Origin of the sequence: Pedobacter sp. KBW06, assembly GCF_003852525.1 — a bacterium.
Lineage (GTDB): Bacteria > Bacteroidota > Bacteroidia > Sphingobacteriales > Sphingobacteriaceae > Pedobacter.
This window is the reverse complement of record NZ_QAJL01000001.1, coordinates 2,087,120-2,102,484: the sequence shown is the minus strand read 5'-3', so window position 1 is coordinate 2,102,484 and position 15,365 is coordinate 2,087,120. Positions and strand designations below refer to the sequence as shown.

At 43.1% G+C, this 15,365-nt stretch carries 7 protein-coding genes; 3 read left to right on the top strand and 4 right to left on the bottom strand.

The genetic code is table 11. The annotated features are described in order from the left end of the window. Positions 1-14: 14 nt before the first annotated feature. Together DBR43_RS08585 and DBR43_RS08580 are read right to left on the bottom strand one after the other, a co-directional pair. On the bottom strand, positions 15-365 hold the full coding sequence (locus tag DBR43_RS08585) for a hypothetical protein (protein ID WP_124579755.1): 351 nt from the start codon (positions 363-365) through the stop codon (positions 15-17). Between the two features lie 4 nt (positions 366-369). After that, positions 370-2,808 (bottom strand): penicillin acylase family protein, encoded by a 2,439-nt coding sequence (locus tag DBR43_RS08580; protein ID WP_317125990.1) that lies wholly within the window; start codon positions 2,806-2,808, stop codon positions 370-372. Between the two features lie 195 nt (positions 2,809-3,003). Between DBR43_RS08580 and DBR43_RS08575 the strand changes: the two genes are divergently transcribed. From DBR43_RS08575 to glgB, 3 genes are all read left to right on the top strand, one after another. Further along, complete coding sequence (locus DBR43_RS08575; RefSeq protein WP_124579753.1) at positions 3,004-5,883, top strand: TonB-dependent receptor; 2,880 nt, start codon at positions 3,004-3,006, stop codon at positions 5,881-5,883. A 181-nt stretch (positions 5,884-6,064) separates the two neighbouring features. Continuing rightward, the gene (locus tag DBR43_RS08570; protein ID WP_124579751.1) at positions 6,065-8,536 is read left to right on the top strand and encodes a glycoside hydrolase family 31 protein; all 2,472 of its coding nucleotides are present in this window, start codon (positions 6,065-6,067) and stop codon (positions 8,534-8,536) included. Positions 8,537-8,560: 24 nt separating this feature from the next. Beyond that, the gene (gene glgB / locus DBR43_RS08565; protein WP_124579749.1) at positions 8,561-10,552 is read left to right on the top strand and encodes a 1,4-alpha-glucan branching protein GlgB; all 1,992 of its coding nucleotides are present in this window, start codon (positions 8,561-8,563) and stop codon (positions 10,550-10,552) included. Here the strand turns inward: glgB and DBR43_RS08560 are convergent, their stop codons facing one another. Further along, the gene (locus DBR43_RS08560; protein ID WP_124579747.1) at positions 10,553-13,282 is read right to left on the bottom strand and encodes a CHAT domain-containing protein; all 2,730 of its coding nucleotides are present in this window, start codon (positions 13,280-13,282) and stop codon (positions 10,553-10,555) included. Next, entirely contained in the window at positions 13,270-15,270 is a 2,001-nt protein-coding gene (locus DBR43_RS08555; RefSeq protein WP_124579745.1) for a PKD domain-containing protein, read from the bottom strand. Before DBR43_RS08555 ends, DBR43_RS08560 begins: the two co-directional genes overlap by 13 nt. Between the last annotated feature and the right edge of the window lie 95 nt (positions 15,271-15,365).

The window sequence follows — 15,365 nt, the reverse complement described above, 5'->3', positions numbered from 1 at the left end:
AAGAATGTTTGAGTTTAGGCATTGGTATTTTTAGATAACACTGCTTTTCTGAAGTGATATCCGCAAATTCCGCTGATTGCAGCAACGAAGGCGCCTAAGAGGGTACTGACTATGAGTACCATCCACCAAACCTTTACACCCAGCATTTCCGCTACCCTTGAAGCCAGGAGATGCTGGTTAGGAATGCTTTTAAACAAGGCCATTCCCAGCCAAAGTAAAAGGATGGCAAAGAAAGGAGACCAAAGGGAAATTTTCGCTGTTTTGCCTATTAGCCCGCAGGTTGCAAAGGAAATTACAACGATTATCCACCAGGGTAATACCATTTGCAGGAGAAAGGAAGCGATAAGTATGACTATAAAAACCATTGTATTATTTTTTGGTTATTTTTAATTGAGAAATTATTTTGGCAGCAGGATCATTCGGGGACTTCATAAAGTAAAGGTCATACAATTTTCCGCTTGCCCAGGTATCGATCATGTCATCATAGAAACGGCTTCCCGGATTTCCTGATTGCCCACCCGGAAATACCCCATGTCCTTTAGGGTTTTTACCCAGTTCAATGACCATTCTCCAGGAAGGGCCATTACTTTCGCTAAGGGCATCGATGGTCATTTTTCCTCCGCCAATCATCAGCGTTTTTGATCCGAAACCAGGGATTTTTGCCAGGTGTGGTACATTGGTGTGTTTTACATTGGCCCATTCCCATTTCTTGCCGATTGCCCCGTACTTTCTTTCCAGACTGTCGCAGGAATATTTAAAAGCTTCGTTCACTAAATCGCTTAGCGTTTCTTTCTCCGGGGTATTGATGTTGTCCACCCACTTGGAGTTAGGTTCCTTTAAAACCAGTTGTAAAGAACGGTCGCGGGAGGGAAAGCGCATAGGGATGGAATCAACGATAAATTCATCACTCCAGATATTGGATTGCAGTCTTTTTGTCCAGAGGTCAAAAATGCTTGCCGCCAGCGATTTGGCTTCATAATATTTGTTCCATTCAGAGGTGATGCGGAGTGCTTCTTTTTGAGTTGCATTCAGTTTGCTGTTGTCTACCAGGCTTAAAATGGTAGGTAAGATATTTTGTGCAAAAATGCTGTAGGTATCAGTCTGCATGGTCCGGATGCTATCGGCAGTAGCCTTAGTCATGACGGTTAAGCGGTCATTGATTCTTTTACCACGCTCATAAGGACTAAATTCCCAGTTGATGTAGTAAGGATAACTGGGGTCTGTGGAGGATTGGTTGGCAGAGCTGACAAAACCTCTTGGCGGGTTCTTTACTGTAGGATTGTGTGCTGCAGGAATCCAGCCTTGCCAGTCACTTTTAGGATCTGTTCCATCCAGGATAAATTTGCCCTGATCTTTCCATTTTAGCGGAAACTTACCATTGGCAGTGATGGCGATATCGTTATCCGCCGATGCGAATATAAAGTTTTGGGCAGGAGCGGTATAGTAAGTTAAGGCTTTACGATAATCATCATAGTTTTTTCCGCGGTTTAAAAGGTAAAAGGTTTTGAGTTCGTTCGACTTTTCATGTGCAATCCAGCGGAGTGCATTGCCTACCGGAACATTTCCTGCTTTGGCATAACCTGTCGGTTTTTGCAGGTACACTACCGGGCCATGATGGGTATAAAAAACGGTATCCGTTTCTGCTTTGCCTCCCCTGATCTCAATTTTCTCCAGGCGGGTACTGGTGTTTTTCCATTGGTTATTGTACCAATAGCTTTTGTGGGTATTGTCTTTAAACTTGATCTGGTAGAAATCCAGCACGTCTGCAGCTACATTCGTTACTCCCCAGGCAATGTTCTGGTTGAAACCGATAACGATGCCGGGAGCTCCGGGAAGAGATACGCCGTAAGAATTAAGTCCCGGTGCATGCAGTTGAATCTGGTACCAGATGGAAGGTAGCGTCAGGTCAAGATGTGGATCATTGGATAGAATCGGTGAGCCTGAAAGGGTTTTTGATCCGGATAATGCCCAGTTATTGCTTCCGATTCCTTCTTCTTTTTGTTTGGTCTTTACGGATCCGGTCATCATTTCCGTGAAGGAAGCGGGCGGAGCAGGGATCGGTAAAGGTTTGAAATCCCATTTTGTGCCTACCGGAATGATCGGGTCTTCTTTGAAAGGATAATCCGGAAACAGGTCTTTAACGACTTCAGTGCCAAATTTCTTTCTGATATTGGTCATGTAAAACTCATCCGAACCCATGGCCAGGACAGCCGACATTTGTTTTAGCAGCAAGGCGCATTTGATGGGCGTCCAGTCTTCCGGTTTAAAGTCTAATATTTTATATTCAATGGGTAATTTTGCAGCGGATAAAGAGTGGATATAAGCATTGATCCCGGCGGTATAGGCAAGAATCATCTCTTTCGACTGGGGATCAGCCATCATACCTTCTAAAGATTTCTCTGCACCGTAGACCATTCCCATTCTCCGTTGGTATCTGTCAACTTCTATGGCTTTTTTTCCTACCACCTCAGATAAACGCCCTGCAGCATAACGCGTTTGAAAATCCATTTGCCATAACCGGTGCTTCGCCGTAACATAACCCTGGGCATAATAGACATCATGGTCATTCTGCGCGAAGATGTGGGGAATCATACGATCGTCAAAAGCAATATCTACGTTTGCAATCGTTTCTTTTAAAACGAGGCTTTTACGTGCCTTCACAGAGCTGTTCTCTGCGTTCTGCCAGAATCCGGTAAAAGGGTTGAGGAATTTCAGTATGGGGGGAGTGTCTCCGAATTTTGTATTCAATGCATAAGCTAACAGTATCGGGATTACAATGCAAATCAGGGCTTTTATTTTATTCATCATAATTGAATTAAAGGTACACTTTATCTTATCAATTAAAGCGCTCAGTTTCTGGTTTCTGCAATTTAACACAAAACTTAATTCGTTTAAAATGAAAATTAGATTTTGTCTATTAAATAGTCTACGAAATACAGTTTGGATAATTAAAAAATTGTATTAAATTTAAGATAAAATTAACCAAATATAAAATTCTTACGTATGAGCAAAACTTTTACAAAGGCAATCTTCACGTTTTTACTGTTCTTCGTTGCAATCTCAGCAGCACAGGCACAAAACGTCGTCATTAGTGGGACGGTGACCGACAAACTCACTAAAGAACCAATACCAGGTGTTGGGATTACAGTCAAAGGCACCACTTCAGGAACCGCTACTGATAACGCTGGAAAATACAATTTCAGTACCTCGCAGAAAGCACCTTTTACGCTAGTGATTTCTTATTTGGGATATATTTCTGTTGAAAAACAAATTTCCGGCAATACCTCCAATCTGGATGTAGAGCTGGAACAAACTGCGCTCTTAGGACAGGAAGTGGTAATTTCTGCTTCCAGAACTCCGGAAAGGATCCTGGAATCTCCGGTATCTGTTGAACGGATAGGAGCCGCCGCAATTAAAGAAATCGCTGCGCCTTCTTTTTATGATGCGCTGAACAATATGAAAGGGGTCGAAATCAGTACCCAGAGTTTAACCTTCAAATCTATCAATACCAGAGGATTTAACTCGAATGGAAATACCAGGTTCAACCAATATGTAGACGGAATGGACAATCAGGCTCCCGGTTTGAACTTCTCTGTTGGTAACATCGTGGGGGTAAATGACCTGGATGTTGACAATGTTGAGCTCTTGCCTGGTGCATCGTCTGCTTTATACGGTGCGGGAGGTATCAGCGGAACGATGCTGGTGACTTCTAAAAACCCATTTGATTATCAGGGTGCAAGTTTTCAATTTAAAAAAGGGATCAACCATGTGAATGATGATGCTACAAGCAGACAGCCGGTTAACCAGCTGGACGTTCGCGTAGCAAAAGCCTGGAATAACAGGTTTGCATTTAAAGGGACTTTCTCTTTTATACAGGCGGAAGACTGGCATGCAAACAATTTCAGCAACTTTGACCGTGCAGCGCGTCAGTTTAAACCTGGCGACAGGAATTCTGATCCCAACTATGATGGCATCAACAGCTATGGTGATGAGGTGAGCCAAAACATGAGAAATGTGGCACAGGCAGCACTTAACGCCGGAACTTCCGGTTTCGTAAAGACTGCATTAGGCTTGTCAACTGATCCTACGGCTGCACAAATTGCCGCTTTCAAAGCTGGTCCGGGTGCTCCTGTACTGGCAAATTTTTTACTTACAGATCCCCGTTTCAGGCCATTTACTGTTGGATTAAATACACCAGGCCTGCTTCCGGATCAGAATGTTTCCAGAACCGGATATGAAGAAGCAAACCTGGTAGACTATAAAACTCAGTCTTTGAAAACCTCAGGTGCTTTACATTACAGGTTTACACCTACGATAGAAGCAATTGCTCAGGCAAACTGGGGTACAGGAACTTCGGTTTATACAGGATCGGACCGTTACTCTTTACGTAACTTCAGCATCGGACAATATAAACTGGAATTAAAAGGACAGGATTTCTTCCTGAAAGGATACACTACTCAGGAACGTTCCGGTGATTCTTATATTTCTTCCATTCTGGGTAGTTATATCAATGAGAAATCAAAAAGATCGACAGACTGGTTCCCTCAGTATGTAGGGAATTACGTAGGTGCACGTGCTTTAGGTGCAAATGATGCAGCTGCCCACGCTGCTGCCAGAGCTGCTGCCAATCAGGGAAGATTTGAACCCGGATCTGCACAGTATGAAGCTGCCAAAGAGCAGATTATGAATACGACGATTGCCAGTACAGATTTTAGCAAAGGTATTTACGGTGCTAAATTCAACGATAAAACCAATTTGTATCATTATGAAGGGATGTACAATTTAACCAATGCACTGAACAACGTAGTAGAGCTTCAGCTTGGTGCCTCATACCGCATCTATCAGTTGAGATCTGGTGGTACGATCTTTAATGACCTTAACCAAAAAATCGACATCAATGAATATGGTGCTTTCGGACAATTGGGTAAAAAATTCTTTAACGATAAGGTGAAACTTACCGTATCCGGACGTTACGATAAAAGCACAAATTTTGAAGGCCGCTTTACGCCAAGGGTAACAGGTGTATTTACTGTTGCGCCTAATAACAATATCCGTTTGTCTTATCAGACAGGATATAGAAACCCGACAACTCAGAATCAGTACATAGATTTATCCGTTGGCGGTGGTTCACAAAGGTTAATTGGCGGATTACCTGAAAGCCTGAACAATTACAGCCTTTACACCAATAAACCATTTACTGATGTAAGTTACCGCGCCTTCCTGGCCTCAGCTTCTGCAGGTGCACCAAACCCGACTTTATTACAGCAATATAATTTTGATCCTAAAGGAGTAGTTCCGGAAAGTGTTCAGGCTTATGAGGTGGGTTACAAAGGTTTATTAGGACCTAAGTTCCTGATCGATGCCTACGCCTATTATAATATGTATAAAAACTTCATTACTGCGGTAGATGTTTACCAGAATAACAATGGTTCATTCACTAAGTTCGGTGTTCCTGTAAATGCTACAGGAGAGGTGAAAGCTTATGGTGCTGCTTTGGGAATTGACTATTTATTGGGTAAATTCAATGTGAGCGGTAACGTTTCTTATAATGAGATCGGCGACCTTCCTGCAGGTTATATCAATGATTTCAACACGCCTAAATACCGTTACAACCTGGGATTCGGCAATAAAGAAATCTTTAAAAATGTAGGTTTTAATGTGGCCTGGCGCTGGCAGGATAAATTCTACTGGAACTCTTCTTTTGCTTCAGGAGATGTGCCTGCCTACAGTACATTGGATGCACAGATCAATTTGAAAGTACCTTCGGTAAACTCTATGATTAAAATCGGAGGTTCGAATGTGCTGAATAAATATTACTTCACTTCTTATGGTAACCCTTCTGTTGGGGCGCTATATTATGTGTCTTATACGTTCAATCCTTAGGGATCTCTCTATTTCTACCATAAAAAGCCCTGGCCCTCAGCCGGGGCTTTTTGTTGGTTAACACTATCGCTTACAAAGGAAAAGCTGCAAAATAATCCTTTGGTTTTCATATAAATTTTAACACCTTAGTTGTACAGATTACACGATCTATTGATCTGCTATTTTTACTTAAACGATTTTCATGGAAGAACAAAACGAACACGGGAAAGAAATAAAGGATGATGGCATAATTCAGGAAATTGTTGAAGAGGCAATACAACATTTGAACAATCCTGTTACCGACCTGAAGCCTATTGTTAAGAAATACCTCTCAGCAGTACAAAAGGTTAAAAAAGATGGGAATAAGTTTTATTTCTCTGATGGCGATGCAAGGGTAGAGATCAGGGTAGTGAGCGATGAGATCATCAGGGTCAGACTGGCACCACATGGTGTTTTTCTGGATGATTTCTCTTACGCTGTTCCGGTAGTAGACCAGAAGGTAACTACCTTTAAAATGGAAGAACTGGAAGACCATTATGCCATTTCTACCAATACCATTACCTGCAAGATCAGAAAAGAAGATTTCCACATCTCTTTTACGGAAAAGCTGAGCCAGCTGGTGATGAGCGAAGATGAATCGCCAATGCACTGGGAAGAAAATATAGAATTTGGTGGTTATTATGTATACGCCACTAAAAAATGCCTGCCCGAGGAGAACTTCTTTGGTTTAGGAGATAAATCCGGAAATATGAACCTTCGGGGACGTCATTTCCAGAACTGGAATACGGATGCCTACTCCTTTGGATGGGATCAGGATCCTTTGTACCGGACGATTCCCTTTTACCTGGGGGTACATCAGCAGGCGGCATACGGGATCTTCTTTGACAACACTTTCCGCTCTTATTTTGATTTCGGAAAGGAAGACAACCAAAAGACCAGCTTCTGGGCTGATGGTGGAGAACTGCAATATTATTATATCCATGGCCCACATATGATGGACGTGGTAAAAAGATACCAAACCCTGACCGGTACACACCCTATGCCGCCTAAATGGGCTTTAGGGTACCATCAATGCCGCTGGAGTTATTATCCTGAGAAAAAGGTGAAAGAAATTGCCGATGGCTTCAGGTCCAGAAATATCCCTTGCGATGCCATTTATCTGGATATCGATTATATGGATGGTTACCGCTGCTTTACCTGGAACAAAAACTATTTCCCTGACCCTAAACGGATGATCAAGGAACTGGCTGATGATGGCTTTAAAACTGTCGTGATGATTGACCCGGGAATTAAAGTGGACGATAATTACTGGGTATTTAAAGAGGGTAAGGAAAACAATTACTTCTGCAGAAGGAGTGATGATTACTTTATGGAGGGTCATGTATGGCCTGGCAGATGTCAGTTTCCGGACTTTACCAACCCAACGGTAAGGGAATGGTGGGGTAATTTGTATAAAGAGCTGGTAGACATTGGTGTAGCTGGTGTCTGGAACGATATGAATGAGCCTGCCGTATTTGGTGCGGGAACATTTCCAAACGATGTAAGACATAATTTTGATGGTTACCGGGGATCACACCGTAAAGCACATAATGTTTATGGGATGCAAATGGTACGTTCGACCTATGATGGTTTGAAAAAACTGATGCGGAACAAACGCCCTTTTACCATTACGCGTGCGGGTTATTCCGGAATGCAACGCTATGGTTGTGTCTGGACGGGGGATAACGTTGCAACCTGGGAGCACCTGAAAATAGGAAATATCCAGTGTCAGCGGATGTCTGTTTCGGGCGTTCCTTTCTGTGGAACTGATATCGGAGGTTTTAGCGGAGAGCCTGATGCAGAATTGTTTACCCGCTGGATTCAGCTGGGAACCTTTTCTCCATTTATGCGTGCCCACTCTGCCGGTGATACTGCAGAAAGGGAACCATGGAGCTTTGGCGAGCCTTATACGAGCATTAACAGGACGTATATTGAATTAAGGTACCGTTTGATGCCTTACTTATACTCGGTTTTCTGGGAACATCACCGTTACGGATTCCCGATCCTGAGGCCATTGGTCATGCTGGAACAGGAAAATGTAAGCAATCATTTCCGTCAGGATGAGTTTACCTTCGGGGATAAAATCCTGGTTTGTCCGGTTTTGGAACAGGGGGCTACTTCCCGCCTGGTCTATTTGCCTAAGGGGAAATGGTATAACTTCTGGACACATGAGGTGCTGAACGGGGAAAGCGAGCATAACATTGAGGCTGCGCTGGATCATATGCCGCTGTTCGTACGGGCAGGATCGGTGATTCCGGAGTATCCGGTGATGCAATATGTAGGCGAAAAAAATGTAGATGAGGTATTGTTAAATATCTATTACGCAGACTACGAAGTGAATTCCTTTCTTTATGAAGACCATGGAGATACCTTCGCTTACGAGCAGGACATTTATTCGGAGAAGAAATTCAGCGTTAAGGGAGATCAAAAGAAATTAAAGATTGAACAGAGCATGGACGGACTTTACACGCCTAATTATGAACTGTACAATTATAACGTCATCGGAGTTCCGTTTAAAGTGAAAAAGATCACCGTAGACGAAAAAGATGTAACGGATTTCCATACGGATGAACGCAATTGTCTGCGCTTCAAATCCAATAAGAATTTTATGACAATTAAGGTATACGGTGAGTAATGTAAACTAGTTAAAATCATTTTAATGAGCACATCAGGTAAAAGCAGTTCCAGTAAGAAAGTAACCGGTAAAAAGATCGAGACAACTCCTGTTTTAGATGAACGCAGCAAAAGCGTTTGGCCACATAGCTTGTTTACTGATTTTGACATTTCATTATTCATTTCAGGTAAGCACTTCCGTTTGTATGAGAAAATGGGAGCACATCTCCTGAACATCGATCAAACGGATGGTGCTTATTTTGCCGTTTGGGCACCCAATGCGCAACAGCTGAGCGTGGTGGGTAACTTTAACAAATGGGATCAGACCGCACACCCTTTAAATAAGCGCTGGGATGCCTCCGGTATCTGGGAAGGCTTTATCCCGGATTTGAAAAAAGGGGAAGTCTATAAATATGCCATCAAAGGTTTTGATGGCATAGACATCCAGAAAGGAGATCCTTTTGCCACACGCTGGGAACATCCGCCACGAACGGCTTCTGTAATCTGGGATACCGATTATAAATGGAAAGACAAAACCTGGTTAAAAAAGCGTCCAAAGCTGAATGCCTTAAACCAGCCAATGTCTGTTTATGAGTTACATTTGGGATCCTGGCAAAGAGATCCGGCAGAACCTAAAAGGGTCCTGACCTATAAAGAAATTGCAAAAAGCCTGGTTCCTTATATTCTGGACATGGGTTTTACCCATGTGGAGCTGATGCCCATCATGGAATATCCATATTTCCCTTCCTGGGGATATCAGATTACCGGATATTTTGCGGCGAGCTCCAGGCATGGAACACCGGAAGAACTGATGTACCTGATCGATGAACTGCATAAAAATAACATTGCCGTAATCCTGGATTGGGTCCCTTCACATTTTCCAGGGGATGCACACGGACTTTATCACTTCGATGGAACGCACCTTTACGAACATGCCGATATGCGTAAAGGTTTTCATCCGGACTGGAAGTCTTATATCTTTAATTACGACAGAAATGAGGTCCGTTCCTTCCTGATCAGTAATGCATTGTATTGGCTGGACCAGTTTCATGCAGACGGACTCCGGGTGGATGCAGTCGCCTCTATGTTGTATTTTAATTTTTCGAGAAAAGAAGAAGATGCGGCAACCAATGAATTTGGAGGCAGCGAAAATCTGGGGGCCATTCAGTTTCTGAAAGACCTGAACGAAGCAGTATATGGTAATTTCGAAGGGGTCCATACGATCGCGGAGGAGAGCAGTACTTATCCGGGCGTCACACATCCTGTACATGCCGGTGGTTTAGGCTTCGGGATGAAATGGATGATGGGCTGGATGAACGATACGCTGAAGTATTTTAAAAATGATCCCATCAACAGGAAGTTTCATCACCATCAGCTTACTTTTAGCATTACCTACGCTTTCAGTGAAAACTTTATGCTGCCTTTTTCTCATGATGAAGTGGTGCATGGAAAGTCTTCTATGATTTATAAAATGCCGGGTGATGAATGGCAAAAGTTTGCAAACCTCCGTCTTTTATATGCTTATATGTTTACCCAGCCGGGAACAAAGCTGTTATTTATGGGGAATGAATTTGCGCAGACCCATGAATGGGATTTTAAAAGCTCGCTCGACTGGCATTTACTCCAGCATGCACCGCATTTGGGCATGCAGAAAACCGTAAGGGCAATTAACAATTTATACCGCTCTGAGCCTGCCTTGTATGAACACAGTTTTTCTTATGAGGGATTTGAATGGATCAATGCTGATGATGCCGCACATTCGGTCTATATCTACCTTAGAAAGGGAACTAAAGCAAAAGATACCTTGATTGTGATTCTGAATATGACACCGGTGTACAGGGAAAATTACCGGATTGGATTGCCATTTAAAGGCAAATGGAAAGAGATCTTCAATACAGATGCTGCAGAATTTTTCGGAAGTGGCAGGCACAATGAAAAACTGATGGTTTCTGAACAGGCAGATTGCCATGGTCGTGAAAATTCCCTGGTATTACAGATCCCGCCACTGGGAGCTGTCATTTTAAAACAAGGTAAATAATCATTTTTTTAGCCGGTAAAAAGCAAATGCTGCGGTAAGGCCGATCAGGATAAACGGGATACCATAGTAGCGTAAGGGCCAGCCCGCTTTGGGGAGGTTGATGCTTTGGTCGTAACCCATAAAGATGAGTGCATCCCAATAATAGGGAAGGTATTGATTTGCACTTTGCTGAGGACTGTTTAACCAGTTCAACTTGGCCTCATGTAAGGAGCTGCTGATCTCTTTTCCCTCCAGTAGATTTTTGTAGGTCTCTGCGGTTATTTTTGCTGCAGCGTCGTCATTTACATTCCAGAGTGTGGCAATGGTGCCTTGTGTTCCAATGGCAGCAAAGCCCCTGCTCAGGCTGATGATGCCTTCTCCATCAGCCATCATCCCGTCTGCAGTTCTGCAGGCGCTGAGCACCACCAGGCCAGGTGCATTTTGCAGGGCCGATAGCTCAAATAAAAATACCTGATTGTCCTGAAAAGCCAGGGTCGGTTCTTTACGTACACCTGAAAGGTAAGAATGGGTACTGATGTGCAGCACATCTGCCTGTTCAAAGGCCCGCAGGAAATCTTTTGTGCCTGCATCTTTGTCGATTAAGAATTCGCCGGAAACCAATTTTTTTAAGGAAGCCGCCTCCAGGGCAACTGCAGGAATGGCCTGTTTGTTGTTCCCCTGGTGGGTGATGAACAGGCCTGCAAATTTTTCAGTTCCAGGGTTTTCTTTTTCGGATAAGCTGCTGTGCTTTCTCTTGCTTTGGTTGATCCAGGTTTGGATGGAAAAAGCATAAGCGACGTTCTGCTTTTTCAAAAAAAATGGCCATTTGGAAATAACAGGCTGATAGGATTGACCGGTAATCAATCCTTCAAAAGAAAGTTTCCCCAAAGCTTCATCCGGAACGATAATCAGGTGTTCCTTTTTTGGGAAGCTGAAATCGCCCATTAAGGTTTGATAACAATGGTAAGACGCGTCGAAGAAAGCTTTAGGGTCGTTTATCATGGCTTCCGGGCCATGGCTGTAATAGGTCTCTACAAAATTATTGATCCTTTGTTTTACTGCTGCGGCATGGTTGATTCTGGTGACCTGTTTCAGTTGTCTGTTGTTGATTTCAATCGCATAAATACGGTTGCTTCCGGAAAAGAATTCGATGAAATGTGCTTTGGCAGGCAATCTTTTCAGAAGAGCCTGGGTGTTCAGTTCCGTATCTACATTCCAGGCCATTGCAGGATAACGTTCCCTTATTTTTTTATTGACGTATTCCAGCTTAAATTTCAGGTCCGCACTATTTTTTGCTGAATGACGAATATCCCTGGCATCTTGCAACGCTATTTTTTCCTGATAAGCGATGGCACTTTCCAGATTTTGTTTCTGAATAAAAAGGGGATCTCTGGTTTGAAGGGTCAGTTGCTGCTGATTGCGCCTGATGTCGTCCAGTAAGGTTCTTGCTTTGGTTTGTTCCATCAGGTCCAGAATGACTGCTGCATAATGCTGATCTTTGGTTTTTTCCAGCAAGCCAAAGGCGATGTCAATGGCTTTTTCTGCCATTTGTTTGGTTTCCGATTGAAAACGTTGTTTTGTTTTTACATCAGCGAGCTCAAAACGTATTTTATCACCCGCTAAAAGAGACCATCTGATGTTTTGAAGCGCTTCTTTTTCTTCTCCTAAAAGGGAGTATACCAAAGAACGCTGATAAAATACATCCTGTAAACGGTTGTCACCAAAAATTTTGCCTGGATTGACCTGCCCTGCGGAATTTAACAGTCCAAGGGTATTCAAGGTTTGATTGAAAAAGGTTAAAGCTGCTTTGCCTTGTTGTTCTCTCAGTTTTATTTTTCCCAGCTGAGTGATGATCTGGGCCTTTTCCCTCAACCTGTTTCCTCTATAATACTGGTCGTTGGTTTTTAATGCCAATTGGTAATAACGCGTGGAAAGCGGTAGGTTTTTCAGGGCCAGCTGAACATTGCCGGCGGTAATGTAACTGCTCAACAACCAGTAGGCCGTTTCCTGATCTTTTATGGTGTTTTTTTGTCGGGCAATGTTGCTGGAAATAACAGCTTCTGCTTCCTTTAATTCATTTTTATCATAGTAAATATCAGCAAGGGTATTGTCTAAGAGAATAGATATAGGAGCGGTTGATCTGACCTTTTGTTTCCCCAGTTGAATACATTCCAGGGCTTTTTTGAAATCTCCGATGGAACGATAAGAAATGCCGAGGTTATTGTAAGTAGAGGCAGCGAGTTCTGCGTTGCGCTCTTTCAAGGCAAAGGCCAGTGTTTTTTGCTGGATAAAAATCGCCTTTTCGTAATCTCCGAGCCTGGTATAATTATTAGCCCAGGGTTTCAGCACAAAATCAGAGATGTCCATATTGACATTGTGCTCCAGCCAGTAGTTGTAGGCTTGTTCATAACAATTGATGGAATTGAGGATATTTCCGGCATACATTTGATTATAGCCCTGGTGACTGAGTAACAATAGCCAGGCCTGCATTTCTGCAGAAGATTTTGGGCCACGCCAGGCATCGGCAGTGCTGTTCATCAGGAAAGAGAGGGTTTCCCTGGGATGTGCCTGGGTATAGTCAATTCTGGTATAGATCCAATCACTCAGGTTGTTGCTTCTTTTGAGTGAATCCAGCGATCTTTTTAACGACGCAGTCAGTACTTCGGCTGTTTGTGCAGCGAGGAATGTTGAAAAAAACAAGAGCAAGGCAAAAAGACTGCCCCTGATCACTTTTCTGATTAGAACTTCCACGTTAAATAAGTGATGAACCTGTTGTTGCTATGTTGCAAAGTATATAGATAACGGAAACCAATTGCCGGCCCCACATGAACTTTCCCCAGTTGTATGTCAGCAAAGAAAGTGTTTTGAAAATCATTGAAACTACTGCTGATCTTTTTAAAGCTTTGGCTGATTGGAGGACTGCTTCCTGCCGCTGTTGCTTCGAGTACAATGGTCCGTAGCGGTGTGGCCTGTTTATCGAGGTTAAAAGAAACCAGTGTACCAATACCTGCACCAAAATACTTGTTGAAATTACGCCTGATCTGTAAGGGAACCAGGTTGATCGTTACGACCCTGATCTTTGCGGTGCTATCGATATAATCGATCTTTTCTTCTTTTCTGTTTGGAACAGAGATAAACCTTCCGTTTCCGGGTGTCCTTTTGATCAGGAATTCTTTTTCTGAAAAGGAGTTCATGTACAGCTCCGCCTGTAAAAAGTAACGGTGCGGGGCGTAAGGGGCAATACTCAGTCCGAAAGTAATGTTCTTTTGTCCGGAAAAAGGGCTGTTCCCACTTTCAAACGGAAAGCCATAGCCGGCAATAATTCCCGGGGATAACCCTGTTTTATACTTGCCGGTAGCCCTGTTGGTATAGATTGGCTCATTTTTGTCAAAGACAATTGCCGCACCACTTCTAAAGGGCAGCTTTTTAGGCTTTTCCAGAAATCCGATCTTATATTCCACATAGCCCATGGTAGAATCTGCATCGTTTACCCCTTTCTGTTGCAAACCTGGGAGATAGATGTTTTTGAAAACGAAACGAACGCTGTCTGCAGTTCTGATGGTATCCATACAACTTTGATTGACATAGGCCGCATCACAGCTTGCAATTTTAGGTTTTGAATCCAGGATCTCAATAGAGGCGATATCCAGGTTTGGAGGAACAGCTACGCCAACATCTACTTTTTTTGCAGGTCCTTTACCCGTGTTCTGGAATTTAACTTTATAGGTCAGTTTTCTGTTTTTTCCGGTAAAGCGATAATTCATCCTGCTGTTTTTAAGCATCATTTTATTCGGGTCATGAGAAGCTACAATTTGCAGCTCCATCGTGAAAAATTCTGTAGCTGCCAGGGCATCATCAGGAATAAACATGCCCGTTAGTTTGACGACCGCGTTGGTATCTTTAATCATCTCGGGCGTTGTTTTTAAATGAAGAAAGAGAAAGTTCTCCTGTCCGGATTTCAGGTTTTGGAATTTCCAGCTTTCCGCTTTTCTAAAAGCGCTCATTTTTTCTTTGATCAGAGCGGTACCCTCCGGATCAAATACCGGAATTGTAGTTTCCGGCGCCGCAGGCCCTTTTAGCGAAGCAGTATAGGGGTTCATTGTCTGCTGCTTTAAAGCTGCAAAGCTGCCATATTTGTCCATTGTAGACTTTTTCTCGTTGTAGTAACTCCGGACTTCAGCAAGTTCGAAGTTGTCTTTATTGAATTCTTTGTCGTTGTATAAAAAGGCAATGGTTCCGCTTAAATTGGCAATGCCGTTCTCCGGTTTATTTCTGTATCCCAGCACCAGCATCATGTCATCGCCGGGTTTGGGCATGCAATTGGTTTTCATTTCAATAGCGCCACCGGACTTAAAGAGTGAGGGGCCTTGATTTGATGCAAGGACAGGTCTGCTGGTTCCCGGTTTTAATGGCTTTGGCCGGGTTGGCGGGCGTTTACCATCATCATAGCTATTGGTTGCAAAAAGCCTCACCTGATAAAGTTTATCCTCCGGAAAAAAGTGTATTGGCTCTTTCTCGAATGAAAAACCTCCATCGCCAAATTCCCAGAAATAAGTGTAAAATGGTTCCGGAGCTCCGGCAATTTGCCTTAGTGGCCTTAAGGTAGAGCTGAATTTTATTCCACCGGATTCCGGTTTGTCATGGATGATGGCGGGAACGGTATCCGCCGGAAGGGTTTGCGTTTGGGCAAATGCCGTTCCAAAGGAGAGTAGAGCGAGTATACAGACTAGTCTTTTCATCTTAGCTAATAAATTTAACAATAAAATCCTTAAAAACCAGAAAAGATAAAGCCCTGTTAAGGGCCTTATCTGATGGTATTGGAGCGCTTGTTTTT